The following is a 25,615-nucleotide window of genomic DNA, read 5'->3' on the forward strand; positions in this document are numbered from 1 at the left end:
CGCACACACACGGGCGCCGGCTGTGGCGCATCGATTCGCTTCGAGGGTCATTTTGCGGGTCATCCGGATACGTCGCCGACGCGCGCGGCGCCGGGAGATGAGGAACGTTCGCCGGTGACGGATCGATCGACCCGTCGGCCGGCGTCTATCCAATCGCATGCGGAGCTTGCGAGAGCCTGTCGTCGGCAGGCGGCGTTTAAAAAAAATCAGCGCCTCCGCCCCGGAGGCGCCGGAATGTCTTGCAAGGTTGCCGCAAGGCAGCGCTCATAGAAGAGATCGGTTGGGCGCGAATCGGAGGCAAGAGAAAGCGGCACATGCGCATTCTGTTGGTGGAAGACCAGCCCGACATGGTGGCCGCGCTGCGCGCAGCGCTGACGCGACACGACATGGTCGTGGATCAGGCGCTCAATCTCGGCGAAGCGGAAGCAATCCTCGCCGACGCCGGCTATGATGCCATCGTGCTCGACCGCCAGTTGCCCGACGGCGACGGCCTGTCGCTGATTCCGAAACTGCGCGCCAACGGCAACCGCGTGCCGGTGCTGGTGCTCACCGCCCGCGGCGAGTTGAGCGACCGCGTCGCCGGCCTCGACAAGGGGGCCGACGACTACCTGGCAAAGCCGTTCGCGTTCGAGGAGCTGCTGGCACGCCTGCGCGCCCTGTTGCGCCGTCCAGCCAACGTGCAATCCGACACGGTGCGCGTCGGTCGGATTGCGTTCGACTTCGTCCATCGCGAGGCCAGCATCGGCGGGACCGTTTTGGAGATGCCCCGCCGGGAGCTGCTGGTGCTGGAAGCGCTGGTGCGGCGGATGGGCCGTATGGTGCAGCGCGCATCGCTGATGGAGGCGGTCTTCGGATTCGACGATGCGGTGCAGCCCAACGCGCTCGACACCCACATTTCCCGTCTCCGCCGCAAGCTCGCTGACGCGGATGCAGGGGTCACGATCAACGGCGTCCGCGGCGTCGGCTACCTGCTGCGTGAGACACCGTGAGCCTGCTGCGCCCGCGCTCACTGAGATGGCGTCTCGTCGGGCGGCTGGTGCTGCTGCAGGGCATCGTGCTGACGGGATTGATCCTGCTGACGGTCCTGAGCGTCGCCGTCCTCTGGCGCACCGGCGTCCTCGGAACCGAATACGAGGCCAGCACAATGGATGCGTTGCGCGATTCGGTCGCGCGTGACGCCTCGGGCAATCTGGTGCTGAACGACACGGCCGAACTGGCGGCTCTACGCGCCGAGGTCGCCAACCTCTGGTTCGTCATCCGCGACGAGAGCGGTCATCGGTTGTCGCAGGGCGAGGTCCCGCCGCAGCTGAAACCGATCGCCGACGCGCTCGACCACGTCAGCTCCGCGCGGCTGGAATGGAGCCTTGGCGAGGCACCCTTGCCGGCCGGGCTCGTCCGCTGGCACGACACCGTCGCAGGCCGCGTGCAGATCATGACCGGCACGCAAGGCAACATCTCGATCCGCAGGCTGGTGGCGGCCGCGCCGCCGCTGGCGCTGAACGTCATTTTGAACGTCATCCTGCCGGTCACCGGAATCATGGCGCTGGCGACGCTCGCCGCGACGCCGTTTGTCATACGCCGGGCGATGACGGGGCTCGGCGATGCCGCAGCACAAGCCGAGCAGATCGACATCGATCGGCGCGGCGTCCAGCTCTCCACCCAGGATGTGCCGCTCGAGATCGCGCCGCTGGTCAAGGCCATCAACGATGCGCTCGAGCGCCTCGACAAGGGTTACGAGCGCCACAAACGCTTCCTCGCCGACGCTGCGCACGAACTGCGCACGCCGATCGCGATTCTCACCACGCGGCTGTCCTCGCTTCCCGCCAGCGCGGAGAAGACTCAGCTGCTGGAAGATGCGACCCGCCTGACCGTGCTGACCGGTCAGCTGCTCGACCTGCAGCGGCTCGACCAACATCCCGAGCAGCTCGCGCCGATCGATCTCGTCGGCGTCGCTCGGCGTGTCGTGCTCGATCTCGCGCCGCTGGCGTTCGCTGCCGGCTACGAGATGGCGTTCGAGCCCGAGCAGGACGCCGGCGTTATGGCACGCGGCGACCAGACCTCGCTGGAGCGGGCGCTGACCAACCTGGTGCAGAATGCGATCGACCATGGCGGCCGGCGCGGCACCATCACCGTACGGGTGGCACGCGCGGGCTGGATCGAGGTCTGCGATGATGGCGACGGCATCCCGCCGAACGAGCGCGAGCAGGTGTTCGAGCCGTTTCACCGCCTGAAGCAGGGCGGCCGCGGCGCAGGCCTCGGCCTCGATCTGGTGCAGCGGATCATGCATCTGCACGGCGGTTACGCCGAGGTCGCCGATGGTCCCTCCCGCGGCGCATGCCTGCGCATGGTCTTCCCGAAGGCCGCGACGGCCTCCGCGTGACAATGCGTAATGACAACGCGTGGCGCTATGCCGGCTTGAATTTGATCAACGTCACATCGTCAGTGGCGCGTTCAAATACAGCTTTCACCTTCAGCCCCACGGCGATCCTGTCGAGCGGACAGTCAACGACGTTGCTCGACAGCCGAACGCCGCCGGGCAACTCGACGATGGCGATGATGTAAGGTGCATCGGCCTTGAACTCCTTCATCGTCGGCCAGTGACAGACCGTGTAGGAGTAGACTTCGCCCTCCTGCGCCCAACTGACCCATTCGAGATCATCGCTCCAGCACGCGGTGCACTGCACGCGCGGCGGGTGCTCGGCATGGCCACAGGCGCGGCACGTCTGCACCCTGACTTCGGATTGCCTGGCGCCATCCCAGAAGGGCTGCGAGAGCGCCGACGGACGCGGCAATGGCTTGGTATATGCGTTCATGCTCGCCTCTCTCACTGATTGGTCAGGACCAGAGTGACCTGATCGCCCATCACTCCGCCATTGCCATGCGCAATACCGATGTTGGCGTTCTTGATCTGGCGTCCCTCGCCGCGCCCCATCAATTGACGGGCCGCCTCGACGATGTGGATCATACCGCCCGCCGTACCGGGCTGGCCGACCGAGAGCTGGCCGCCGTTGGTGTTGAGCGGCAGGTCCCCCGCAAACGTCAAATCGCGCTCCATGGCAAAGGCACCGCTGTGCCCCTTTTTGCAGAAACCCATGTCTTCCAGGCTGACCAGCACGGTGATGGTGTAACAGTCGTAGACCTGCACGAAATCCATCTGCTGCGGCGTCACGCCGGCCATCGCGAATGCGGTGCTGGCGGAATCCTTGACCCAGGAATCGGTGATCGTCTTGCGCGCGGCGATGGACAGGTGCGTGCCCGCCTCCCCCGCACCGATCAGATAAGCCGGCGAATTCTTCGCCTTGCGCGCGAGATCGCGGCTCGACACCAGCACTGCTGCACCGCCCGAGCAGCGCGAGACGATTTCCAGAAGGTGCAGCGGATCGAACACCATCGGCGAGCTCAGCACCTTATCGATGGTCAGCGGCTCCTTGCCGAACAGCGCGATCGGATTGCGCAGCGCATTGGTGCGCTGATCGACGGCGATCTTCGCCATCTGCTCCGCGGTCGTGCCATACTCGTGCATGTGGCGGCGGGCGATCAATGCGTAACCCGCATTCGGCTGCGAGATGCCGAACGGAGCATCGAACTCCTGGCGATGCGCAGGCGCAAGATCGCCGACCTGCAGCGAGCCGCCGCCCGAGGTGACGCCCGCGATGACACACAGCACGTTGCGGCAAAGACCCGCCTCGATCGCCGCAGCCGCGCGCCAGATCATGCCGGCGGCCGACGCGCCGCCAAGCTCGACCGTATCGAAATAGCGCAGGTTCATGCCAAGATTTTCGCCGACCACGGTCGGCCAGAACAGGCTGAAGGAATCCACCGGTGTCGTCGTCAGCAAGCCGTCGATTTCGCTCTTGTCGAAACCGGCATCCTGCGCCGTTTCGCGCGCGAGCCGGCCGATGATCGCCAGCGACGAAAGCCCTTGCGGATTTTTGGTGGGTGGAAACTCCGCGTAGCCGGTGATGGCGGCGGCGTTCTTGAGAGTCACGCTGAACTCCTTGTTCTTGAAACGTTGGGGCTGGGCCCGAATGCCGCAAGACTATTGAGCGGAGTCCGGAAAAGCTACCTCGCGGCATGCGCAGGCCATCTGCGCGCGCGGCTGCTCCACACAGCGCAGCACCGTGTCAGGGCCTGCCTATTCCAGATCGTGGAACGCACGCGGCGTTCAGGCGATCGAACCGATCAACCCGAGCTGCGCGGCCTTCGCCACCGCCTGCACCCGAGTCTGCGCATTCAGCTTCCTGATGGCGTTGTCGATATGGAAGCGCGCGGTGCCAGGGCAGAAGCCGAGCTCCTTGGCGATTTCCTCGTCGGTCAGACCATGGCCGGCCAATGTCACGCAGTCGATCTCGCGGCGGGTCAGATAGTTGATCGGCTGTGCCGCTCCCTGGCTGGCCGGCCGGTTCAGGCACAGGTTCATCAGGTAGATGCCCGCCATGATCAACGCGGAGCGGTGAGCCTCCAGACACTGGTCGAGATCGACGCCCTTGTGGTCGATGAAATGCAGGCAGCCGACGCGCCCGCGCGGCGCATGGATCGGCACGCAAATACCGCCAAGCACCCCGTAACCGCGGACGAACTCGATGTTCTTCTGCGCGGCTTCGACCCCCATCGTCGCCGGCCCGCGCCCATTCACTTGCCAAATGAATGGCAAGTATTCCGTCCGGCAAGCGAGATAGACCGGCGATTTGAACCGGTACTGCCGCTCATTCCAGATGCGCTGGAAGTCGATGAAAGTCTGGGAAGGGGCATGGCGGGCACGGCCCGCAAATACCGGCTCGCTCGACTGGGAGGAAAGATCGTCAAGGAAGGAAACGACGGGAATACCGATAGCCCGGCCAATCAGCCGGAGCTGATCCATCGCCTCGTCGAGATCCGAAATCTTTCCCAGGCTTGCGGAAAGTTCCAGAACCTCTGATTGCCCGCGCATCCGTGTTTCCCTTGTCTGCCCGGCGAGCGGGAGCCCGCCGACCCCCGGCCGCCGCTCCGACGCCTTATCCGCTTTCCCCCGTGTCATCGGGACCACCGAAGCGCCCAACCGGCCGCCCATGACCGGCGGCACGTTACTCAATGGTCGATCCGAAAGCGACTCCTCTCCTGCCCCTCCCAAAAACGGGAGGGGCAGACTTGTCCGTTCTGGCCAGCATTACAAAAAACATAATGCTTTCAACGGAAGCCGATCGTTCTCTGCAGCGAAACGATGCTAGCGGCAGCCTCGAATGCCGCTGCAGAACCGCCGCCGGCGACGCCGGGACGCACTGCGCCGATTGCATGCCTGCGCCGCTAGAGACAGATCGCCGCGTACAGCTCCGCTTGGCTGCGCGCCCGGCGCAGCGACGCCTGCATATCCGGATTGCGGAGCTTTCGCGCGACCGCGGCCAGCGCGCTGAGGTGGCGCCCCTCATTTCCCTTCGGCAGTAACAGCAGGAACACGAGATCGACCGGCGCGTCATCGATCGCGTCGAAGGCGATCGCCTGACGCATGCGGGCGAACGCCCCGAGCGGCCGCGTGACCCGGCGCAAGCGCGCGTGTGGGACGGCAACGCCACTGCCGGTGCCAGTGGACCCGAGCGCCTCGCGGGCAAACAGCGCTGCCGCGATCTCCGCCGACGGGGCCTCCAGCGTCGCAGCCGCCTGGGCGGCGAGCCTCTGCAGCAGCGCGGCCTTATCGGCCACGGCGAGATCGAGCAGCACGTCGCGCTCGGCGAGGAATTCGGAAATGATCATGATGGCGATTCAACCCGTCTCACTCAGGCGCGCGCAGCCGATAGCCGATTCCGGTTTCGGTCTGAATGTAATGCGGCCGTTCGGGATCGGCTTCGATCTTCTGGCGGAGCTGGCGCACGTAGACGCGCAGATACTGCGCATCGGTCAGGTCGTCCCACAGCTCGGCCAGCAGGAACCTGTGCGTCAGCACCTTGCCCGCATGCTGCACCAGCACACGCAAGAGATCGTATTCCTTCGGCGACAGCTTCACATCCTTGTCTCCGACCTTGACGATGCGGCGAACCAGATCGACCGACAGATCGCCGACCCGGAACACCGGACGCTCGCCCTGCACCTGCAACTGATGCCGGAGCGCGGCGCGCAGGCGCGCGAGCAGCTCGTCCATGCCGAACGGCTTCGTCACGTAATCGTCGGCGCCGTAATCCAGCGCGCGCACCTTGCCTGCCTCATCGCCGCGGCTCGACAGCACCACGATCGGCACGCTGTCGTTGCGTGCCCGGATCGTCCGCAGAAGCTCGTGCCCGTCAATGTCCGGCAGGCCGAGATCGAGAATCACGAGGTCCGGCTGCTCCGACAAGGACGAAAGTCCTGCCTTGCCGTTCGGTGCCTCGATGACGTGATAGTTTGCCGTCGCAAGCCCCATCCGCAGCAGCTTGCGGATCGGCGGCTCGTCATCGATCACCAGAACCTTGAGCTGACCGGTCATGCGGCGGTTTCCAGCGGTTGTGCGTCGGCGGAGACGGGGAAGCTGATGGTGAAAGCAGCGCCCGACCGGTCGGAGCGATTGGCCGCCGTCATCGTTCCCTGCATGGCTTCGACGAATCCGCGGGCGATGGCAAGTCCGAGCCCGGTGCCCGGCCGTACCTGATCGCCCTTCTGCGCGCGATAGAACTTGTCGAAGATATGCTCGAGTTCGGCCGGCGGAATACCTCCGCCTTCATCCAGAATCTGCAGCACCACCCGATCACCCGCCCGCCAGCTCTGCAGCGAGACGACGGTACCGGGCGGGGCATATTTGGCGGCGTTGTCCAGGACATTGAACAACGCCTGTTCGAACAGCACGGCGTCCACCCGCACCATCGGCAGATCGGCAGCGAAACTGAGCGCAACCTTGTGCGCGGAAAGAATCTTGCTGGCCCGGCGCAACGCGGTATCGACGATCTCCTGCAGGTCGTGCAAGGCGGCATTGGGCATGATGGCGCCGGACTCCAGCTTGGTCATATCCAAGAGGTTGGCGATGAACCGGTTCAGCCGCTCGGATTCATCGATGATGGTCGCCAGCAGTTCGGCCTTTTCGGGCTCGCGCAATTTGCCCGACAGGTCGCGCAGGGTGCTTGCCGATCCCAGCACCGCGGCAAGCGGCGTCTTCAGGTCGTGCGAGATCGACGTCAGCAATGCGGATCGCAGCCGATCGGTCTCGACCGTACGCTTGACGCGATCCATGTCCTCGACCAGGAACACGCGCTCGATCGCCAACGCGCTCTGGTCGATCAGCGCATCGAGCAGACGCCGATCGTCCGGGGTGAGCAGCGGGCCCGGCTTGTCGCGGTCGATGCCGACCACGCCGATGGCGCCGCGCCCGGTGCGCATCGGCAGGAACAGGCGCTTCGCGCCGGGCAGCGTGTCGGAACCGCGACCGGCGGGGCGGTCGTTCTGCCATGCCCATTTCGCCGCGGCGATATCGGCATCGTCCAGCGCATCCTCTGGCGGATACGCGCCGCGAACCGCGATGGTATCGCCCTCCGGCAGCAGCAGCACGACCCGCACCTTGAGCATCAGCGCGGTCTGATAGGCAATGGCCCACAGCACATCGTCCAACGTGCCGACACCTGCCAGCTTGCGGCTGAACGAATAGAGCGACTCGGTGGTTCTCGCCCGCAGCACCGCAGTCATCGCCTGGGTGCGGACCCGCGCGGCGACATTCGACACGACCACAGCCATGACCGCGAAGAAGACGAACGCCGCTACGTTGGTCGGATCGGCGATCGTGAACGTGTAGATCGGCGGCAGGAAGAAGAAGTTATAGCAGAGCGACGACGCTACGCTCGCCACCAGCGACGGCGCCAACCCGTAACGCACGGCGACCGCGAGCACCGCGATCATGAACATCAGATCGACGTTCTCGATGCCGAGGAGCGGGCGGATCAGCAGGCCCAATCCCAAAGCCACCGCCGTCGCCAGCAGCGCGAAAACGTACGGTCCGGGCGCAAACGGCTGGCGCCGTATGGCGGTCTGCGCGGGTGCGCCGGGCGCCGAATGGCTCGGCAGGATATCGCCGGCGATGACATGGACGCTGATGTTGCCCGCATTGCGAACGAGATCATGCACCACCGAGCCATACAGCATCTCGAACCAGCGCGGCCGGTCCGATTTGCCGACGACGATCTGCGTGACATTGTTCGCCTGCGCGTAGCTGACGATATCATCGGCGATCGTTCGCCCGGCACTGGGGATCGTCGCCGTCTCGCCACCCAAGGCTTCGGCGAGCCGCAAGGTATCGGCGATGCGATTCCTCTCGTCCTCCGAAAGCTGCAATGTTCGCCGCGTCTCGATGCAAAGCGCGACGAACGGCGCATGCAGCCGCTCCGACAGCCGCTTGGCATGGCGCACCAGTCCTGCGGCGCGAGGATCCTCGTTTACACAGACGACGATGCGCTCGCCCGCGGCCCACGGTCCCTGGATGGCGCCGGCCTGCATCTGCATCAGCAGCTGCTCATCAACGCGGTCCGCCGTGCGACGCAGCGCCAGCTCGCGCAGCGCGGTCAAGTTCGCCGGCGAGAAGAAGTGTTCCAGCGCCCGCTCGGCCTGCCTTGGCACATAGACCTTGCCGTCCTTCAGCCGCTGGATCAGGTCATCCGGCGTGAGATCGACCAGCTCGACCGCGTCGGCCCGGTTGAACACCGTGTCAGGAATGGTCTCGCGCACACGGACATGGGTGATCTGAGCGACCACATCGTTCAGGCTCTCGATGTGCTGAATGTTGACTGTCGTGTAGACATCGATCCCGCGTGCGAGCAGTTCCTCGACATCGAGGTATCGCTTCGGATGGCGGGTGCCCGGCGCATTGGTATGCGCAAGCTCGTCCACCAGCACGATCTGCGGCCGCCGAGCGAGGACTGCATCCAGGTCCAGCTCCTCCAGAACCTGCCCACGATAGGTCAGCCGCACGCGCGGCACCAGCTCGAGCCCATCGAGCAGCGCCTCGGTTTCTCCGCGGCCATGTGTCTCCACGACGCCGACGACAACATCATAGCCGTCCTTCCGGCGGGCATGCGCCTGCTGCAGCATCTCGTAGGTCTTGCCGACACCGGGCGCTGCCCCGACAAAAATCTTCAGCCTGCCGACACGGCTGTCCTCACGCCGCGCCGCATCGAGCAGCGCGTCGGGCGACGGTCGGGCATCAGGGTCACGTCGCGGGTCGGCCATGCCTCATCACGATCCTCGCCCAAAACTACCGCGCTATCCGGTCGAGCGCCATGTTCAACGCCAGGACGTTGACCCGCGGCTCGCCCAGAACCCCGAACAGCCGGCCTTCCACATGCTGCTGCACGAGCTGGCGGAGCTGATCCTCCGGTAAGTTACGGGCCTTTGCCACCCGCGGCACCTGGAAGAGGGCCGTCTCCGGTGAAATGTCCGGATCGAGCCCGCTGGCTGAGGTGGTGACAAGATCGATCGGCACCGCCGCGGCGGGATTCTCGGCTCTTGCCTTCTCGACATCGCCTGACACCCGCGCGATCAGCGCCTTGCTGGTCGGGCCGAGGTTCGAACCCATCGAGCTGGACGCATTATAGGGAGCCTCGACGGTCTTGGTCGCATCGGACGGGTCCGGCGCCGTAGTCGCCGACGGGCGGCCGTGGAAATACTTGTCCGCGGTGAACGCCTGGCCGATCAGCGCGGAACCGATCACCTTGCCGTCCTGCTCGATCAGGCTGCCCTGCGCTTGCTGCGGAAACAGCGTGGTGGCAAGCCCAGTCACCGCCAGCGGATAGATGAGGCCGGTAACCACCGTCAGCGCGACGACGAGAACAAGCGCAGGGCGGAGTTGTTTCAACATGACCGACCTCCTTCAGGCCAGATGCAATGCGGTGATCACCATGTCGATCGCCTTGATGCCGGCGAACGGAATGATGATGCCGCCGATGCCGTAAACCAGGATATTGCGGCGGAGCAGCGCGGCCGCGCCGATCGCCCGGTAGCGGACGCCCTTCAGCGCCAGCGGAATCAGCGCGATGATGATCAGCGCGTTGAAGATGATCGCCGACAGGATCGCGCTCTGCGGCGTCGCCAGGTTCATGATGTTCAGCGTCTGAAGCTGCGGATAGAACGCGACGAACATCGCCGGGATGATGGCGAAATACTTGGCGACATCGTTGGCGATGGAAAACGTCGTCAGCGAGCCGCGCGTCATCAAGAGCTGCTTGCCGATCTCGACGATCTCGATCAACTTGGTCGGATTGGAATCCAGGTCGACCATGTTGCCGGCTTCACGCGCCGCCTGCGTGCCGGTGTTCATGGCAACGCCGACATCGGCTTGCGCGAGCGCGGGCGCGTCGTTGGTCCCGTCGCCGCACATCGCCACCAGCTTGCCCTTGGCCTGCTCGTTTCGGATCAGCTTCAGCTTGTCCTCCGGCGTCGCCTGCGCGAGGAAGTCGTCGACGCCGGCCTCGGCGGCGATCGCCGCTGCCGTCATCGGGTTGTCGCCGGTGATCATGATGGTGCGGATGCCCATGCGCCGCAGCTCTGCAAAGCGTTCGCGGATGCCGCCCTTGACGATGTCCTTGAGCTGAACGACGCCGAGCAGGCGACCGTCCTTCGCCACCGCCAGCGGCGTCCCGCCCTGCCTGGCAATCTCGTCCGCGATCGCGTTCACCTCCCGTACCGTCTCGCTGCCGAGGCCGGGCTGAACCATACGCGCTCCCCCTGTCTGCGCGATCGCCGCGGGCGCGGGGGTCAGGAACGCAACGACGGAATCGACCGCACCCTTGCGAACCCAGGACGAACCGATTTCGACGCCGCTCATGCGGCTCTGCGCCGTGAACGGAACGAATGTCGCCTGCATGTCGGCCAGATCGCGACCGCGGATACCGTATTTCTCCTTTGCCAGCACGACGATGGAGCGGCCCTCCGGCGTCTCGTCCGCGAGCGAGGCGAGCTGCGCCGCATCGGCCAGCTCCAGTTCGGAAACGCCACGCAGCGGGCGGAACGCCGTCGCCTGGCGATTGCCCAGGGTGATGGTGCCGGTCTTGTCCAACAGCAGCGTATCGACGTCGCCGGCCGCTTCCACCGCGCGACCCGACATCGCCAGCACGTTGAAGCGGATCAGCCGGTCCATGCCGGCGATGCCAATCGCCGACAACAGCGCGCCGATGGTGGTGGGGATCAGCGTCACGAACAGCGCCACCAGGATCACCACCGAAACCGAGCCGCCGGCATATGCCACGTAGCTCGGAATGGTCGCGGTCGCGAACACGAAGATGATCGTCAGCCCCGCCAGCAGAATGTTGAGGGCGATCTCATTCGGCGTCTTCTGCCGCTCGGCGCCTTCGACCAGGCCGATCATCCGATCGAGGAAGGTCGAGCCCGGCGCGGCGGTGATGCGCACGCGAATCCAGTCCGACAGCACCTGCGTTCCACCGGTGACGGCGGAGCGGTCGCCGCCGGATTCGCGGATCACCGGCGCCGACTCGCCGGTGATCGCCGCCTCGTTCACCGAGGCGACGCCTTCGATCACCTCGCCGTCCGAGGGGATCGTGTCACCGGCCTCGACCAGAACGACATCGCCGACTTTCAGGTCCGTGCTCGGAACCAGCGCGTAGCTGTCCCGTGCCGCCCCGAGCAGCTTCGCCTTGGTGTCGGTGCGGGTCTTGCGCAGCGTTTCCGCCTGCGCCTTGCCGCGCCCCTCGGCGACCGCTTCGGCAAAGTTCGCGAACAGGATGGTGAACCAGAGCCACAGCACGATCTGGATCTCGAACAGGATCGGACCACCGGCAGCGATATCGCGGATCAGGATCACCGTCGTCAGCAGCGTGACGATCTCCAGCACGAACATCACCGGATTCTTCATCAGGCCGCGCGGATCCAGCTTGGCGAACGATGCGCCGATCGCGGGGAGCACGATCTTCGGATCAAGCAACGTCGAGGCCGACGAGCGGTTGCGGGCTTTCGAGGTGTCCATTCTTGAGATGTCCATGGAACAGCTCCCGTCAATTCGCGGAAAACAATGTGCCGGACGCCATCGCCAAGTGCTCGACGATGGGACCGAGCGCGAGCGCCGGAAAATATGTGAGACCGCCGACGATCACGATCACGCCGACCACGAGACCGACGAACAGCGCGCTATCGGTCGGAAACGTGCCGGCCGAGACCGGCACCGATTTCTTCGCCGCCAGCGAGCCAGCGATCGCCATCGTCGGCACGATCATGCCGAAGCGGCCGACCAGCATCGCGATCGCGCCGGCGAGATTGTAGAACATGGTGTTGCCGGTGAGGCCGCCGAACGCGGAGCCGTTGTTCGCGGTCTGCGAGGTGAAGGCGTAGAGCACCTCCGAGAAGCCATGTGGTCCGGCATTGGCCATCGACGCCACCGCCGGCGGATAGACCACCGCCACCGCGGTCCAGCCGAGGATCATCAGCGGCAGCACCAGGATCGCCAGCATCGCCAGCTTCACCTCGCGCGCCTCGATCTTCTTGCCGAGATATTCCGGCGTCCGGCCCACCATCAGGCCTGCGATGAACATCGCCAGCACGACGAATAGCAACATGCCGTAGAGCCCGGCACCGACGCCGCCGACGATGATCTCGCCGAGCTGCATGTTGATCATCGGGATCATCCCGCCCAGCGCAGTGAGCGAGTCATGCATCGCGTTGACCGCGCCGCAGGACGCCGCGGTCGTGACCACCGCAAACAGCGCCGACGCGACGATGCCAAAACGCAGCTCCTTGCCCTCCATGTTGCCGCCGGCCAGCCCGAGCGCGGTGAACGCGTCATTGCCGCGCGCCTCGGCCCAGTAGGTGACAGCGACGCCGGCAACGAACAGCACACCCATGATGGCAAGGATCGCCCAACCCTGGCGCTGGTTACCAACCATACGGCCGAACACGTTGGTCAGCGCGGCACCGATCGCGAAGATCGACACCATCTGCACGAAATTCGACAGCGCGGTCGGGTTCTCGAACGGATGCGCGGCGTTGGCGTTGAAGAAGCCGCCGCCGTTGGTGCCGAGCATCTTGATCGCCACCTGCGAGGCGACCGGGCCGATCGCGATGGTCTGCTTCGCGCCTTCGAGCGTGGTAGCCTCGATCGAGGGGCCCAAGGTTTGCGGCATGCCCTGCCACACCAGAAACAGCGCATAGACGACGCAGATCGGCAGCAGCACGTAGAGCGTACCGCGGGTGACATCGACCCAGAAATTGCCGACTGTCCTTGCGGATGCGCGGGCGAAGCCGCGCACCAGCGCCATGGCAAGCGCAATGCCGGTCGCGGCCGAGAGAAAGTTCTGGTGCGTCAGACCCAGCATCTGCACGAGATATGACACCGTGCTCTCGCCGCCGTAGTTCTGCCAGTTGGTGTTGGTGACGAAACTGACCGCCGTATTCAGCGACAGATCCGGCGCGACCGCCGTCATCCCTTGCGGATTGAACGGCAGAGAGGGCTGGAAGCGCAGCAGCGCATAAAGGATCAGGAAGCCACCGATATTGAACAACAACATCGCGGCCGTATAGGTCAACCAGTGCTGCTCCCGCGTCTCGTCAACGCCGCCAACGCGATACAACGCAGTCTCGACCGGTCGCAGCACCGGCGACAGAAACGTCCGTTCGCCGTTGAACACCTTCGTCATGAACCACCCGAGCGGTTTGACGAGCGCGACGACCACGGCGCAGAACAAGGCGATCTGGACCCAGCCTACAAGTGTCATGGCAACGCCTCCTAGAAGCGCTCGGCGCGCAGCAGAGCATAGGTGAGATAGACAAGCAGGCCTGCCGTCACGATTGCCGCGAGCACATAATCAAGGTCCATGATGAAGCTCCCCGCCGCTATCAGAGCCATTCGCACGCGAAGGCGTAGCCGACCGTCAGCGCGAAGAAGCCGGCGACGATGGCGAGCATGATGATGTCCTGCATGGCATGACCCTCCTGAGCATCCGCCGGTGCCGGTTTTGCGCCACGCATGGTCGGGCTCGACAAAATGATCGCGCGAGACAGACGGCCCGCCTCGCATCGGCGATCAGGTGCCATTCAGCGCATAGGTTTTCGAGATGAGGGCGAAGCCAACGTTATAGGAATCTCATAAAGATCGACGGCGGATCTGCTAGCCAATGCCTGAAAATCCTGCGCTGGCGCGACGTTCCGAGGCTCACCTCAAGCGTTTCGCCCGCGCAGCGCGTCCGCCCCTATAACATTCCTATACGGTGGCCACCGGTTCGCTCTCGCTTTCCTACGGCTCTGCATTGCAGAGAGACGGACAGGATGAGTGTGCAGGTCCCATCGCTCGAGGATGCCGATCGCCGCGTCAGAGACTGGCTGTTTCTGCTGCTGCGCTTTGCAATCACACGCGATCCGGGAGACCGCGCCGCCGTGATGGATACGGCCACCGCGCTCGATAGGGCGACTCGGCGTACTCCGTCGTCGTTCAGCTTCTTCGTCCGGACCAGCGGCCGGCTCTGCGATGCAATCCTGCAGAATCACGACATCCCGGCCCAACAGCTTCTCCGCGGCCACGCCGCCGGCATCGACGAGCCACGGCTGCGAGCTGCCTTTCTCGCCAGCGTCGGCCTGAACGATCCCGCCGTACAAACGCCCCCTCGACGCCGGGCACTCTGGCGTGACCGCGACGACCTCTGGCGCGGGCTGCCGAAACGACCGGGCCACCGCCTGACCTGACCTCTATGCAACGGCTATAACATGGCCCGCTGGATCGTCTCGTTTCCCTATGTGGATTGCACCACCTTGAAAGCGCTGCCGCGAACCGGCCGCACCTGCTTTCAAGGAGGCACGCCATGCTGCCGATCCCCGAACAGAGCGATACACCCACGCAGCTGTTGCAACGCATTCGCGCTGCCGGTATGCCGAACCACAGCCTTGTCGCCCGCATCCTCGCCGACGCCTGTCCGCGCGCCACGAGCCTCCGCCGCCGAAAACAAGCCGATGCGCTCGAGAGCGCGCTTGCCGCCGGCGCGTGGACCGATGTTGCGCTGGCACTGATCACCCTCGAACTGCCGGGCTGGATCATGCGCCGGATGATGTGGGACGATGGCGTGTGGCTATGCGCGCTCTCCCGCACGCCGACCCTGCCGATCGAACTGGATGACATCGCCGAGACGAGCCACGCAGCGCTGCCGCTGGCGATGATCGCGGCCCTGCTGGAAGCAAAACGCATGAGCGTGGTCACGGCAAGCAACCGCCCAGGATCCGTTCCGGCAGTCCGCGCTGCGCATGGACATTCCATCTGCTGCGACAACTTCGCGCGATGATCGTCCGCGCCACACCGCCGGCTGCGCGAACCGCTCCTCATAAGCCCGACTCAGTTCTCGACACTGGAGATCATCATGCGCAAGGAAGACCCTCTCCCCGCAGCGAACGACCGAACCTTCCAGATCGGACGCGACCGGCGCGGCCGCTGGGTTGTCCAGGATTCCAATCATTTGTGCGGCGGTCTGTTCGTCAGCCGCGCCGCAGCGCTCAAGTTCGCTTTATCGGAAAGCGGCCATCGATCCGAAGCCGTCTTCATTGTCGCAGACACGATCGAACTCGACTTCGGCCCTGCGGTCTCATGCATTCCTCGGATGATCAACCATCGCCAGCGCGCGGCATAGACGCCACCGTACCAAGGGAACGACGTCTCCGCGACACGAGCAGACGCTGCGTCCATTTGCAGACTGAGCCTCTGCATCGGGCCGTCCCCGAACGCTTTCATGCACCTCATGCACTTGCGAGCGATGCGCATTCGGACGATGCGGTGTGATCGTGTTCATCACGAAAAGTTTGGATGGTGTTGAAACGATGTGGACCGCCAGGACGAATTATAAACCGGAAAGGAGTGGCTGCCGTCCCGCGCAGCGCATCGAACACGACAATGCAGGCGACCGAAGCCCAGTTGAAACAATTGCTGATGGATCACCTTGCCGGCGATCCGGACGCCTATCGCCTGTTCCTTCAGAAGCTAAGCGGGTTGCTGCGGCAATTCGTCAGCCGCCGCCTGTTCCGCCTGCGCCGCACCGACCACGACGTCGAAGACATCGTGCAGGAAACGCTGCTGGCGATCCACAACCGCCGTCACACCTACGACGGCGAGACACCCGTCACCGCCTGGGCTTATGCCATCGCCCGCTACAAGCTGATCGACAGTCTGCGCACGTCGGGCTGCAACGGTGATTTGAAAACCTCCGACCCCATGGCTGGCGCCGTCGATGACAGCGACAAGACCGAAGCGAGGCTGGTGGTCCGCAAGATTCTGTCACTGTTGCCGGAGCGGCTGCGCGCGCCGATCGAGCTGATGAAGCTTCAGGGGCTGTCCGCATCGGAGGCGGCTCGCCGCACCGGCACGTCCGAGGTGACGGTACGCGTCAATGTGCATCGTGGCCTCAAGGAACTCGGAAAGGTCTGCGGCGTGCAGAACAGGAGCCGCGATGAGGACCGATGATCTGATTGCCGATCTCGGTGCCGCTCCGCCGCCGCTTCGGCTCATCGATCCGACGTGGACGGTGCTTGGCGCAGTGCTGCTCTCTTGTCTCGCGGTCGCGACCATCGCTTTTGCCTGGCTTGGACTGGGTCGTGATATCGAGAACATCCTCGCGCTCAGACGGCATGAGTTTCTGATCAATCTCGCCTTTGTCGTCAGCGTCGGCAGTGTGGCGATGGCCATCGTCCGCGATCTCGCCATTCCGGGCAAGGCGACGCGCCTGCCGGCACGCGCCGTTGTCGTTCCCTTCGTGCTGATCGCCGCCGTGGCTGCACATGAAGCGGGCACAGCAACCCTGCATCACGACGTTCCGCACGCTGACGGCGCATCGTGGCTCACCTGTCTTTGGCAGACATCGATGCTCGCGCTTCCGCCGTTCGCGATCCTGGCGTTCGGCATCCGCCGCCTGGCGCCGACGGATCTGCGGCGCGCGGGATTTTACGTCGGCCTGCTCGCCGGTGCGATCGGATCGATGGGCTTTTGCCTGCATGCTCCGGCCGGCACCGTTGCCTTCGGCGCAACCGTCTACACGGGCGGCATCCTCGGCATGGCAATGGTCGGCGGATGGATCGGACCACGGCTGCTGCGCTGGCGCTAGTGGTTCGATTCCAACATTTGCATCCCGCTGCTGCAACGATGTTTGCAAATGTTGGAATCAAAGAACCACTAGCAGACATAGAGCTTGGTGGAGCTTTGGATTTGACATTCGCATGGCGCACCCGCGGCTACGTGGGATGCGAATGTCAAATCCGCTCCACTCGCTCGCATGTCGCACGTTCGCGCAGTCTGCCGCGTTCACGCGCTGATCAGCCGGTCGTGACGTGATCGTGACCGGCAGACTGCAACGCTGTGACCGTGTTCTGCGAACTATCAGACAGGAAGCCAGCACGGCTTTCCCTGAAACCCAATCAAGGACACGGACATCATGAAGCTCACTGCAGTCGCGCTCGGTTTCGTTGCCGCTTTCGCCACCGCAGGCACCGCCGCAGCCTCCTATCGCCTGCCATCCACGGCCTCGCTGGAGGAGCGGGCTGCGTACGAAACCCATCACACGATGATCAACCAGTATCATCCCGAGCGCGCCTTCGGCACGATGATGGCCCCCGACGCGCCGCGCATGATCCGCGCGCAGCGGAGCTTCATCAGCGACGGAGAACGCAACTGGTTCAAGCAATCGTCGGGCGAGCAGTATGGCGGCTGCTCCACCGACGTCAGCAGGCCGTGCTGATAACGCGGCCGCGTCTCGATGTCGCGATGATGTCTGGGCGCATCGCACAGCTTCGTCCGCACGACAGCTGATCCAAGCGATACTTGATCCAGACCGCACCTGATCCAGACCACACCAGGCCGGCGGCTGCTCCAAGCAGCCACCGGCTTGGTGCGCACCGTTCTCGCGCCGGCGGTCGGCATGCGCCGTCCGCCATGTTCCCTAAATGTTCTTGCCAGGGACCCAATCCTTCGCTAGCCTCTTTGGCGGCATTGGGGGCGAAATGGTCCAGCACCTCTCGACAGTGGCGTTCGAAGGCATCGAAGCCAGGGCGGTGGATGTCCAGGTGCAGGTCGCACCGGGGCTGCCGGCCTTCACCATCGTCGGTCTTCCCGACAAGGCGGTGTCCGAAGCCCGTGAGCGGGTGCGTGCCGCACTGATCGCCTCGGGGCTGGCGCTGCCGGCCCGCCGAATCACGGTCAATCTCGCGCCGGCGGATCTGCCGAAGGAAGGCAGCCACTACGATCTGCCGATTGCCCTCGGCCTGATGGCGGCGATCGGTGCGATTCCGCCGGATGCGCTGGCCGGCATGACGGTTCTGGGCGAACTCGGACTCGACGGCTCAATCGCACCGGTGGCAGGCGTGCTGCCTGCGGCCATCGGCGCCAACGCCCGCGACGAGGGATTGATCTGTCCGGCGGCGTGCGGGTCGGAGGCGGCCTGGGCCAGCCCCGACAGCGAAATCATCGCCGCCTCGTCGCTGATCCAGCTCGCCAATCATTTCAAGGGCACGCAGGTTCTCTCGCGCCCCAACCCGCAGGTCCGCGAACTGGCACCGACCACCCTCGACCTGCGCGACATCAAGGGGCAGGAAAGCGCCAAGCGCGCACTCGAGATCGCCGCCGCCGGCGGGCATCACTTGCTGATGATCGGCGCACCAGGCGCGGGCAAGTCGATGCTCGCGGCCCGGCTGCCCTCGATTCTGCCACCGCTGGCACCCGCCGAACTGCTGGAAATCTCGATGATCGCCTCTGTCGCCGGCGAGCTCGATGGCGGCGCCTTGACCAACCGCCGCCCGTTTCGCGCGCCGCATCATTCTGCCAGCATGGCGGCACTGACCGGCGGCGGCATCCGCGCCAAGCCCGGCGAAATCTCGCTCGCGCATAACGGCGTGCTGTTCCTCGATGAACTGCCGGAGTTCGATCCTCGCGTCATCGATGCGTTGCGCCAGCCGCTCGAGAACGGCGAGGTCTCGGTTTCACGGGCAAACCATCGCGTCACCTACCCCGCGCGCTTCATGCTGGTCGCGGCGATGAATCCGTGCCGCTGCGGCCATGCCTATGATCCCGGCTATGCCTGCAAGCGCGGCCGCAACGAGCGCTGCACCGCCGAATATCAGGCGCGCATCTCCGGTCCACTGCTCGACCGGATCGACCTGCGCATCGAGGTCGCAGCCGTCACCGCATCCGATCTCATTCTGCCGCCGCCCGCGGAAGGTTCGATGGAGGTTGCAGCCCGCGTCGCCGCGGCGCGCAACCTGCAGGCCAAGCGTTACACCGCGCTCGGCCTGCCACAGGTGCGCACCAACGCGGAAGCGCCCGCCGCGATTCTCGAAGAGGTGGCTAAACCCGACAACGCCGGACTCGCGCTGCTGCGCGACGCGGCCGAAAGCATGCGGCTGTCGGCGCGCGGCTATCACCGGGTGCTGCGGGTCGCTCGCACCCTCGCCGATCTCGACCATGCGGAGCTCGTGGAGCGGCCTCATCTCGCCGAGGCTCTGTCCTACCGTGCGCTGGCCGACGGCGTGCGGCAGGCCGCCTGATCGCGCTCATGGTAAACCGGCAAGCGCCAACGCTAAGCATCCGGTAACGAGTTTCATTTACTCTTTGCGAACCATAAGTGCGGGCCGTTGTGGGCCCGTGTGTAGCGTCGTGGCGTATCATGTTGCGTTTCGGAGTGTTCCTGTCGGCCATCCCGCTCGTCCTTGCGGGCGCCGTTCCTCACGACTGGACCGCGTCGTCCGCCCATCCCTGCATCGCCGCAGGAATGACGACCGTCCGCTATGCGCCGACCCCGACGCCCTCCGCGCGGCCGGTTGCCTTCACCAGCGACCCGAAGCTCGCGACCATCAAAGTTCAAATCGTCGACAGCCCGGACCTCGCCGATCTCGTCATCGTCGATGATGCCAAGACCGCCGATGCGCAGACATGCGGCATCGACAACATCACGCGCCTGGTGACGATCAGCGCCCAGCCGGTCCCCGGCGAGCCGGTCGTGTACCTGTCACGCGAGACCGGCGCCGACTATCGTGTCTACGTCGTCTCGAAGACCGTATCGTTGCAGCATGCGGCGGCCTTGATCGTCGGCGCGCGCGGCGGCCATGGGCGGCTTGCGGCCGCGGCGCTGTGAGCTCGCACCGGTTTAAGACTCTCTCAATTCTGTTCGCGTTGCATCGGATCGATCTCCCGCCGTCGCAGATTTCGGCAGCAGGCGTGGATCACCCTCGGTGCGGATCGCGACGGCGAACACGCCATCCGGAGAAGGAAACGCAATGAACCCGGTGCTTCGCGCAAGACTGCTGCTGCGCCGCTTTACACGCAGGCACCCGCGCATCACCGGCACGATCCGCGCCCTGTTCTTCTTCATGGTGGCGTTCAGCACGGCGTTCGGCTTCGTATCCGGTGTCCGCTCGCAGGATTACAACCCGCACGTCTTTGCGGTCGGCGTGAGCGCGCTGTTCGCGGTCGCATGTGCCGCGCTGGCGATTCAGAACATGCGCTTCCGCTGGCTGCGCCGGCAGGTGCGAAAGATGGCCGCCGCCAACGAGGCCTTGTCGGACCGCAACTGGGAACTGAAGGATGCGGAGGATCGCGCCCGGCAACTGTTCGAGGCGCAGGGCGATGTGATCGTCCGCCGCGATGACGACGGCCGCATCACCTTCGCCAACGATGCGTTCTGCCGGCTGGCGGGCCTCTCCCGGACGCAGCTCGTCGGAAGCCAATTCCAGTTCGAGATCATCGAGCAAGGGGCCTTCGCGCGCGAGGTGGACGGAACCCGCGTTCACGACCAGCGAATCGCCAGCGAATTCGGCCCGCGCTGGCTTGCCTGGCGCGAAACGCGCATCCGCACCGACGCCAACACGCCCGCCGAGCTGCAATGCGTCGGCCGCGACGTCACGGACCGCACCGAGGCCGAACACGCGCTGGCCGATGCCCGCGACCAGGCCAACGCGGCCAACCTCGCGAAATCGCGCTTCCTGGCTATGGCCTCGCACGAGATCCGCACGCCGCTGAACGGCATCATCGGCATGAGCGGCCTGCTTCTCGACACCCATCTCACGCCCGAGCAAGCCAACTATGCGCGCGCCATCAAGACCTCCGGTGACGCGCTGCTTGGATTGATCGAGGAGATCCTCGACTTCTCGAAGATCGAAGCCGGCAAGATCGATGTCGAGAGTCGTCCGTTCGCCTTGAGCGGGTTGATCGAGGAGATCACCGAATTGCTCGCGCCGCGCGCGCACAAGAAGCAGCTCGAGGTCGCCGCCTATATCGACGAACGGCTGCCTTCCATGGTCAATGGCGACGCCGCGCGGCTGCGGCAGGTGCTGCTCAATCTGGCGGGCAACGCGATCAAATTCACAGATACCGGCGGGGTCGCGTTGATTGCCGAGCCCGGCATCTGGCCCGACGAGATCGCCTTCGTCGTGCGCGACACCGGCATCGGCATCGCACCGGATGCGCAGCAGCGCATCTTCGGCGAGTTCGAACAGGCCGACGACCGTACGGCGCGCCGTTACGGTGGCACCGGCCTTGGCCTCAGCATCAGCGAACGGATCGTCCGCCGCATGGGCGGCAAGATCACGCTCGACAGCGCGCTCGGCACCGGCTCGACCTTCACCGTAACCCTTCCGTTGCCGGCAGCCACCGGCACGCCGGCCTTCACGCCTCCCGACCTGAGCGGCCAGGCGGTCATGCTGGTTGCGCCGCAGGCGATCGCAGCCTCGTTGATCGCCCGCCGGCTCGGCGAATGGGGCGCGAAGACCTGCGTCATCTCCGACACCAACGCCGCCCTGGCGTTGCTGCCCGAACGCACCTGGCAGGCCGTCATCGCCGACCAGGATCTGCCGGACGACGGCGCCCGGCGGCTGGCGGATGCCGCACGTCACCATGCCACCCGGCGCATCGTCATGATCGCGCCCGAGCGCCGCAACGAGCTTGCGGCGCTGAAGGTCGCGGGCTTCGGCGATTATCTGGTGAAGCCGCTGCGGACCGCGTCGCTGGTCGCGCGATTGACCTCGGACAACAACGGACTGTCGATCGTGCCGGACGACACGTCCGCGCAGGTCCTGCCGCAACGCAAGCCCGAGCGGGTGCTGTCGATTCTCGTCGCTGAAGACAACGAGATCAACGCGCTGTTGATCCGCTCGCTGCTGACGCGGCTCGGGCACCGTCCGGTGATTGCCGCCACCGGCACGTTGGCGCTCGAATCCTGGCTAGCGGCCGAAACCGCCGGCACGCCTTACGACGCGATCCTGATGGACGTGCAGATGCCGGATCTCGACGGCATCGAAGCGACCCGCCGCATCCGGGCGCAGGAAGCCGGGCGCGGCGGACGACGGACGCCGATCCTGGCGCTCACCGCCAACACACTGGTCGAGGATCGCTACGCCTGTTTCGAGGCCGGCATGAACGGATATCTGATCAAACCGCTCGATCGCGAGCGGCTTGAGGAAGCGTTGACCGGGATCATGCGCACACCGCATGTCGCAGCCTGATCGGCCCTGATCTCGCAGCCGATTTCCCTTGTCACAATTTCGTTGGGAGAGCGTGCTTATTGGCGCCCTTGCGGGGACAGCGTCGATTCGCTAGGCGATGAGCCGCCGCGGGGGTTATCAATGCAGCATCACGACCCTGTTCGCTCACCGCTCCGTCTGATGGAGCGCTTCCGTCCGCTCGCGCTTGCCGAACCACCACTTTGGCTCAAGCCGACCTGGGACGTGGCGAGCAACATTTTGCTGCCACAGCCGCGACCGGCTGCCGCAGCGCCTCTCGGACGGATCGGCTCATTGGAAGTCCGCCTTGCTGAGACCCGCAAGGAGATCAAGCGCGCGCAGCGGCTGCGCTACAATGTGTTCTACCGCGACGGCAACGCCATCGCCGATGCCGCCACGCTGATGGCACGGCGCGACAAGGATGCGTTCGATAAGATCTGCGAGCACCTGCTGGTGATCGATCATGCGGCGATCCATCCAATGCAGGCCAAGCTGCGGCGCAAGCCGCCGGTGGTCGGCACCTATCGTCTGCTCGCCCAGGAGGTCGCCGCCAAGCACGGCGGTTTCTACACCGACAGCGAGTTCGACATCGCCAGCCTGCTGCAGAAACATCCGGCATTGCGCTTTCTCGAACTCGGCCGCTCCTGCGTGCTGCCGCCATACCGGACCAAGCGCACAGTCGAACTTCTGTGGCATGGCATCTGGAGCTACGTCCGGCAGAACAACGTCGACGTGATGATCGGCTGCGCCAGCCTGGAGGGTACCGATCCCGACCGGCTGGCGGTGCCGCTGTCGTTCCTGCACCATTTCGCCCGCGCTCCGGAGGACTGGCGCGCCAGCGCGCTACCGCAGCGCCATGTCGAGATGAACCGCTTGCCGAAGGACCGGATCAACCCGAAGGCCGCGCTGCGCGAGCTGCCGCCGCTGATCAAGGGCTACCTGCGGCTCGGCGCCTTCGTCGGCGACGGCGCCGTGATCGATCGCCAGTTCGGCACCACCGACGTCTTGATGATCATGCCGGTGTCGGCGATCAGCACGCGCTATATCGAACACTTCGGCGTCGATGCGACGCGCCACGCGGCCTGACCGATCAGGCTCAGAGCCGCCGCAGCGAAACGCTCTCGATGACGTGGTCCGGTCCCTTCTTCAGGATCAGCGTTGCGCGCGGCCGGGTCGGCAGGATGTTCTCGCGCAGGTTGACGAGGTTGATCGACGTCCAGATCGACAGCGCGACTTCCGTCGCCTCCTGGTCCGACAGGTTGGCATAGCGGCGGAAATACGAGCGCGGATCGTGGAACGCGGTGTCGCGCAGCGAAAGGAAACGCTCCACATACCACTTGCGCAGCACAGGTTCATCGGCGTCGATATAGACCGAGAAATCGAAGAAGTCCGAGACATAGGGGATCGCCTTGCCGCCGCGCGGCAGGTGTCCGGCCTGCAGCACGTTCAGGCCCTCGACGATCAGGATGTCGGGCCGATCGACCTCCACCCATTCGTTCGGCACGATGTCATAGGTGATGTGCGAGTAGATCGGCGCGCGCACCGGACGGCGCCCTGCCTTGATGTCGCTCAGGAACGAGAGCAGCGACGGCAGATCGTAGCTTTCCGGAAAGCCCTTCTTCTGCATCAGGCCTTCGCGCTCGAGCACCGCGGTCGGATACAGGAAGCCGTCGGTGGTGACGAGATCGACCTTCGGCTTCGGCGGCCAGCGCTTCAACAGCGCCTGCAGCACGCGCGCCGTGGTCGACTTGCCGACCGCGGGCGAGCCCGCCACGCCGATGATGTAGGGCATCTTCGGCTCGTCCGAATGCAGAAACTTCTTCTGCGCGACGAACAGCTCCTGCGTCGCTTCGACGTAGAGCGACAGCAGGCGCGAAACCGGAAGGTAGATTTCCTCGACTTCCTTGATATCGAGCCGATCGTGCAGCGAGCGCAGCGCCGCGACCTCGCTGGCCGCCAGCGTCATCGGCGTGTCGTCGCGCTTGGCCGCCCATTCCTCACGCGAAAAAAGGCGATAGGGCGTAAAATCCTGTTCGGCTCTCACATCCATGAGTCCGTCGCTTCTCGTTAGCGCTTGCGCGCGGCTTTCTCTTCAAGGCCCGACATGCCGGTGCGCTGGGCCAATGCCGCTTCGACATCGGCCAACGCCAGTCCCCGTGACTTCAGCAGGACGAGCAGGTGATAAAGCAGATCCGCGCTTTCAGCGACGAGCGCATCCTTGTCGCCCTCGACAGCGGCGATGACGGTCTCGACCGCTTCCTCGCCGAGCTTGCGGGCGCAATGCGCCGGGCCCTTGTCGAGCAGCTTGCGCGTATACGACATGTCGCCGCTCGCGCTGGCGCGTGCGTCGATGGTCGCGGCAAGATCGTGGATCGTAAAGCGTGTCATGAAATCGTCTTCTATCACTCCGCAGAGGGCGGGGGGAGCGCAAAGTCCCGGCAGGATCAAGAAATCAAGGATCGAGCCGCAGCGGCAACCCGGCACGCAGCATGTGTTCCTTGGCCTGGCGAATGGTGTACTCGCCGAAATGGAAAATGGAGGCGGCCAGGACGGCGGTGGCACGGCCGTCACGAATACCCTCGACCAGATGGTCGAGATTGCCGACCCCGCCCGAGGCGATCACCGGTACCGGGACGCTATCGGCGATGGCGCGCGTCAGCGCGATATCAAAACCCTGGCGTGTACCGTCGCGATCCATCGAGGTGAGCAGGATTTCGCCCGCCCCCAGCGCAACCACCTCCTGGGCATATTCGATCGCATCGATGCCGGTGGAGTTGCGGCCGCCATGGGTGAAGATCTCCCAGCGGTCGGAACCGCCGGGCCGTTTGATCCGCTTGGCGTCGATCGCCACCACCACGCACTGGTCCCCGAACGTTTCGGCCGCCTCCTTCACCAGCTCGCGGCGGGTGACGGCCGCGGTGTTGACCGACACCTTGTCCGCTCCCGAACGCAGCAGCGCCCGGAAATCATCGGTGGTCCGCACGCCACCACCCACCGTCAGCGGCATGAAACAGGCTTCCGCCGTGCGCCGCACGACGTCGAGCATGGTGCCGCGGTTCTCGTGGCTGGCATTGATATCGAGAAAGCAGAGCTCGTCGGCCCCCGCCGCATCGTAGGCGATTGCCGCTTCGACCGGATCGCCGGCGTCGCGCAGATCGACGAAATTGACGCCTTTGACGACGCGGCCGTCCTTCACGTCGAGGCAGGGAATGACACGAACCTTGAACATCGC

At 65.1% G+C, this 25,615-nt stretch carries 26 protein-coding genes; 12 read left to right on the forward strand and 14 right to left on the reverse strand.

Features of this window, described 5'->3' with window-relative positions:
- Positions 1-314: 314 nt before the first annotated feature.
- The gene (locus X566_RS08525) at positions 315-989 is read left to right on the forward strand and encodes a response regulator transcription factor (RefSeq protein ID WP_034465232.1); all 675 of its coding nucleotides are present in this window, start codon (positions 315-317) and stop codon (positions 987-989) included.
- The gene (locus tag X566_RS08530) at positions 986-2,380 is read left to right on the forward strand and encodes a HAMP domain-containing sensor histidine kinase (protein ID WP_244434707.1); all 1,395 of its coding nucleotides are present in this window, start codon (positions 986-988) and stop codon (positions 2,378-2,380) included. Before X566_RS08525 ends, X566_RS08530 begins: the two co-directional genes overlap by 4 nt.
- A 25-nt stretch (positions 2,381-2,405) precedes the next feature.
- Here X566_RS08530 and X566_RS08535 read toward each other — a convergent pair whose 3' ends face one another.
- The 11 genes from X566_RS08535 to X566_RS25435 form a co-directional block, all read right to left on the reverse strand.
- The gene (locus tag X566_RS08535) at positions 2,406-2,813 is read right to left on the reverse strand and encodes a Zn-ribbon domain-containing OB-fold protein (protein WP_034465234.1); all 408 of its coding nucleotides are present in this window, start codon (positions 2,811-2,813) and stop codon (positions 2,406-2,408) included.
- A gap of 11 nt (positions 2,814-2,824) precedes the next feature.
- Positions 2,825-3,988, reverse strand: a complete 1,164-nt coding sequence (locus tag X566_RS08540) for a thiolase family protein (RefSeq protein WP_034465235.1) — start codon at positions 3,986-3,988, stop codon at positions 2,825-2,827.
- Positions 3,989-4,165: 177 nt separating this feature from the next.
- Positions 4,166-4,930, reverse strand: coding sequence for a LuxR C-terminal-related transcriptional regulator (locus X566_RS08545; RefSeq protein WP_034465236.1), 765 nt, complete (start codon positions 4,928-4,930; stop codon positions 4,166-4,168).
- Positions 4,931-5,283: 353 nt separating this feature from the next.
- Positions 5,284-5,727 (reverse strand): PTS sugar transporter subunit IIA, encoded by a 444-nt coding sequence (locus X566_RS08550; protein ID WP_034465237.1) that lies wholly within the window; start codon positions 5,725-5,727, stop codon positions 5,284-5,286.
- Between the two features lie 19 nt (positions 5,728-5,746).
- Positions 5,747-6,433, reverse strand: coding sequence for a response regulator transcription factor (locus tag X566_RS08555; RefSeq protein WP_034465240.1), 687 nt, complete (start codon positions 6,431-6,433; stop codon positions 5,747-5,749).
- Complete coding sequence (locus X566_RS08560; RefSeq protein ID WP_034465242.1) at positions 6,430-9,153, reverse strand: sensor histidine kinase KdpD; 2,724 nt, start codon at positions 9,151-9,153, stop codon at positions 6,430-6,432. The genes X566_RS08555 and X566_RS08560 overlap by 4 nt, the downstream gene beginning before the upstream one ends.
- Positions 9,154-9,178: 25 nt before the next feature.
- Positions 9,179-9,781 (reverse strand): K(+)-transporting ATPase subunit C, encoded by a 603-nt coding sequence (locus X566_RS08565; protein ID WP_034465243.1) that lies wholly within the window; start codon positions 9,779-9,781, stop codon positions 9,179-9,181.
- A gap of 12 nt (positions 9,782-9,793) precedes the next feature.
- Positions 9,794-11,902: a potassium-transporting ATPase subunit KdpB gene (gene kdpB, locus X566_RS08570; RefSeq protein ID WP_034465245.1), complete on the reverse strand. Its 2,109-nt coding sequence runs from the start codon at positions 11,900-11,902 to the stop codon at positions 9,794-9,796.
- A 28-nt stretch (positions 11,903-11,930) separates the two neighbouring features.
- Positions 11,931-13,643, reverse strand: a complete 1,713-nt coding sequence (gene kdpA, locus X566_RS08575; protein ID WP_034465247.1) for a potassium-transporting ATPase subunit KdpA — start codon at positions 13,641-13,643, stop codon at positions 11,931-11,933.
- A gap of 11 nt (positions 13,644-13,654) precedes the next feature.
- Positions 13,655-13,744 carry a K(+)-transporting ATPase subunit F gene (locus tag X566_RS24635; RefSeq protein ID WP_152539824.1) on the reverse strand — a complete coding sequence of 30 codons (90 nt, stop codon included), beginning with the start codon at positions 13,742-13,744 and terminating at the stop codon, positions 13,655-13,657.
- 20 nt (positions 13,745-13,764) lie between these two features.
- Positions 13,765-13,896, reverse strand: a complete 132-nt coding sequence (locus X566_RS25435; RefSeq protein ID WP_275451016.1) for a hypothetical protein — start codon at positions 13,894-13,896, stop codon at positions 13,765-13,767.
- A 297-nt stretch (positions 13,897-14,193) separates the two neighbouring features.
- Between X566_RS25435 and X566_RS08580 the strand changes: the two genes are divergently transcribed.
- From X566_RS08580 to X566_RS08625, 10 genes are all read left to right on the forward strand, one after another.
- On the forward strand, positions 14,194-14,607 hold the full coding sequence (locus X566_RS08580) for a hypothetical protein (RefSeq protein WP_051443960.1): 414 nt from the start codon (positions 14,194-14,196) through the stop codon (positions 14,605-14,607).
- Positions 14,608-14,723: 116 nt separating this feature from the next.
- Positions 14,724-15,197: a hypothetical protein gene (locus X566_RS08585; protein WP_034465249.1), complete on the forward strand. Its 474-nt coding sequence runs from the start codon at positions 14,724-14,726 to the stop codon at positions 15,195-15,197.
- Positions 15,198-15,272: 75 nt separating this feature from the next.
- Positions 15,273-15,539, forward strand: a complete 267-nt coding sequence (locus X566_RS08590) for a hypothetical protein (protein ID WP_051443961.1) — start codon at positions 15,273-15,275, stop codon at positions 15,537-15,539.
- 260 nt (positions 15,540-15,799) lie between these two features.
- Positions 15,800-16,366 carry a sigma-70 family RNA polymerase sigma factor gene (locus tag X566_RS08595; protein WP_034468212.1) on the forward strand — a complete coding sequence of 189 codons (567 nt, stop codon included), beginning with the start codon at positions 15,800-15,802 and terminating at the stop codon, positions 16,364-16,366.
- Positions 16,353-17,003, forward strand: coding sequence for an NrsF family protein (locus tag X566_RS23885; protein ID WP_051443962.1), 651 nt, complete (start codon positions 16,353-16,355; stop codon positions 17,001-17,003). The genes X566_RS08595 and X566_RS23885 overlap by 14 nt, the downstream gene beginning before the upstream one ends.
- Before the next feature lie 327 nt (positions 17,004-17,330).
- Positions 17,331-17,633: a hypothetical protein gene (locus X566_RS08605; protein ID WP_034465250.1), complete on the forward strand. Its 303-nt coding sequence runs from the start codon at positions 17,331-17,333 to the stop codon at positions 17,631-17,633.
- A 262-nt stretch (positions 17,634-17,895) separates the two neighbouring features.
- Positions 17,896-19,434, forward strand: coding sequence for a YifB family Mg chelatase-like AAA ATPase (locus X566_RS08610; RefSeq protein WP_034465251.1), 1,539 nt, complete (start codon positions 17,896-17,898; stop codon positions 19,432-19,434).
- A 119-nt stretch (positions 19,435-19,553) separates the two neighbouring features.
- Complete coding sequence (locus X566_RS08615; protein ID WP_034465252.1) at positions 19,554-20,021, forward strand: hypothetical protein; 468 nt, start codon at positions 19,554-19,556, stop codon at positions 20,019-20,021.
- A gap of 142 nt (positions 20,022-20,163) precedes the next feature.
- The gene (locus X566_RS08620; protein WP_034465253.1) at positions 20,164-22,386 is read left to right on the forward strand and encodes a response regulator; all 2,223 of its coding nucleotides are present in this window, start codon (positions 20,164-20,166) and stop codon (positions 22,384-22,386) included.
- Between the two features lie 120 nt (positions 22,387-22,506).
- Complete coding sequence (locus tag X566_RS08625) at positions 22,507-23,469, forward strand: GNAT family N-acetyltransferase (protein WP_034465255.1); 963 nt, start codon at positions 22,507-22,509, stop codon at positions 23,467-23,469.
- Between the two features lie 10 nt (positions 23,470-23,479).
- On the opposite strand, the gene coaA is transcribed toward X566_RS08625, so the two are convergent.
- The 3 genes from coaA to hisF form a co-directional block, all read right to left on the reverse strand.
- Positions 23,480-24,433 carry a type I pantothenate kinase gene (gene coaA, locus X566_RS08630; protein WP_034465257.1) on the reverse strand — a complete coding sequence of 318 codons (954 nt, stop codon included), beginning with the start codon at positions 24,431-24,433 and terminating at the stop codon, positions 23,480-23,482.
- Between the two features lie 17 nt (positions 24,434-24,450).
- On the reverse strand, positions 24,451-24,771 hold the full coding sequence (locus X566_RS08635; RefSeq protein WP_034465258.1) for a phosphoribosyl-ATP diphosphatase: 321 nt from the start codon (positions 24,769-24,771) through the stop codon (positions 24,451-24,453).
- Between the two features lie 64 nt (positions 24,772-24,835).
- Positions 24,836-25,612, reverse strand: coding sequence for an imidazole glycerol phosphate synthase subunit HisF (hisF, locus tag X566_RS08640; RefSeq protein ID WP_034465260.1), 777 nt, complete (start codon positions 25,610-25,612; stop codon positions 24,836-24,838).
- Positions 25,613-25,615 lie beyond the last annotated feature (3 nt).

Origin of the sequence: Afipia sp. P52-10 (genome assembly GCF_000516555.1) — a bacterium.
Classification (GTDB): Bacteria; Pseudomonadota; Alphaproteobacteria; order Rhizobiales; family Xanthobacteraceae; genus P52-10.

What these genes read in the sequence shown, in the direction of transcription:
- X566_RS08525 (WP_034465232.1), top strand. Translation starts at nt 315, where the DNA reads ATGCGCATTCTGTTGGTGGAAGACCAGCCCGACATGGTGGCCGCGCTG.
- X566_RS08535 (WP_034465234.1), bottom strand. Translation starts at nt 2,813, where the DNA reads ATGAACGCATATACCAAGCCATTGCCGCGTCCGTCGGCGCTCTCGCAG.
- X566_RS08545 (WP_034465236.1), bottom strand. Translation starts at nt 4,930, where the DNA reads ATGCGCGGGCAATCAGAGGTTCTGGAACTTTCCGCAAGCCTGGGAAAG.
- X566_RS08550 (WP_034465237.1), bottom strand. Translation starts at nt 5,727, where the DNA reads ATGATCATTTCCGAATTCCTCGCCGAGCGCGACGTGCTGCTCGATCTC.
- X566_RS08555 (WP_034465240.1), bottom strand. Translation starts at nt 6,433, where the DNA reads ATGACCGGTCAGCTCAAGGTTCTGGTGATCGATGACGAGCCGCCGATC.
- X566_RS08560 (WP_034465242.1), bottom strand. Translation starts at nt 9,153, where the DNA reads ATGGCCGACCCGCGACGTGACCCTGATGCCCGACCGTCGCCCGACGCG.
- X566_RS08565 (WP_034465243.1), bottom strand. Translation starts at nt 9,781, where the DNA reads ATGTTGAAACAACTCCGCCCTGCGCTTGTTCTCGTCGTCGCGCTGACG.
- kdpB (WP_034465245.1), bottom strand. Translation starts at nt 11,902, where the DNA reads ATGGACACCTCGAAAGCCCGCAACCGCTCGTCGGCCTCGACGTTGCTT.
- kdpA (WP_034465247.1), bottom strand. Translation starts at nt 13,643, where the DNA reads ATGACACTTGTAGGCTGGGTCCAGATCGCCTTGTTCTGCGCCGTGGTC.
- X566_RS24635 (WP_152539824.1), bottom strand. Translation starts at nt 13,744, where the DNA reads ATGGACCTTGATTATGTGCTCGCGGCAATCGTGACGGCAGGCCTGCTT.
- X566_RS25435 (WP_275451016.1), bottom strand. Translation starts at nt 13,896, where the DNA reads ATGCGTGGCGCAAAACCGGCACCGGCGGATGCTCAGGAGGGTCATGCC.
- X566_RS08580 (WP_051443960.1), top strand. Translation starts at nt 14,194, where the DNA reads ATGAGTGTGCAGGTCCCATCGCTCGAGGATGCCGATCGCCGCGTCAGA.
- X566_RS08585 (WP_034465249.1), top strand. Translation starts at nt 14,724, where the DNA reads ATGCTGCCGATCCCCGAACAGAGCGATACACCCACGCAGCTGTTGCAA.
- X566_RS08590 (WP_051443961.1), top strand. Translation starts at nt 15,273, where the DNA reads ATGCGCAAGGAAGACCCTCTCCCCGCAGCGAACGACCGAACCTTCCAG.
- X566_RS08595 (WP_034468212.1), top strand. Translation starts at nt 15,800, where the DNA reads ATGCAGGCGACCGAAGCCCAGTTGAAACAATTGCTGATGGATCACCTT.
- X566_RS23885 (WP_051443962.1), top strand. Translation starts at nt 16,353, where the DNA reads ATGAGGACCGATGATCTGATTGCCGATCTCGGTGCCGCTCCGCCGCCG.
- X566_RS08605 (WP_034465250.1), top strand. Translation starts at nt 17,331, where the DNA reads ATGAAGCTCACTGCAGTCGCGCTCGGTTTCGTTGCCGCTTTCGCCACC.
- X566_RS08610 (WP_034465251.1), top strand. Translation starts at nt 17,896, where the DNA reads ATGGTCCAGCACCTCTCGACAGTGGCGTTCGAAGGCATCGAAGCCAGG.
- X566_RS08615 (WP_034465252.1), top strand. Translation starts at nt 19,554, where the DNA reads ATGTTGCGTTTCGGAGTGTTCCTGTCGGCCATCCCGCTCGTCCTTGCG.
- X566_RS08620 (WP_034465253.1), top strand. Translation starts at nt 20,164, where the DNA reads ATGAACCCGGTGCTTCGCGCAAGACTGCTGCTGCGCCGCTTTACACGC.
- X566_RS08625 (WP_034465255.1), top strand. Translation starts at nt 22,507, where the DNA reads ATGCAGCATCACGACCCTGTTCGCTCACCGCTCCGTCTGATGGAGCGC.
- coaA (WP_034465257.1), bottom strand. Translation starts at nt 24,433, where the DNA reads ATGGATGTGAGAGCCGAACAGGATTTTACGCCCTATCGCCTTTTTTCG.
- X566_RS08635 (WP_034465258.1), bottom strand. Translation starts at nt 24,771, where the DNA reads ATGACACGCTTTACGATCCACGATCTTGCCGCGACCATCGACGCACGC.
- hisF (WP_034465260.1), bottom strand. Translation starts at nt 25,612, where the DNA reads ATGTTCAAGGTTCGTGTCATTCCCTGCCTCGACGTGAAGGACGGCCGC.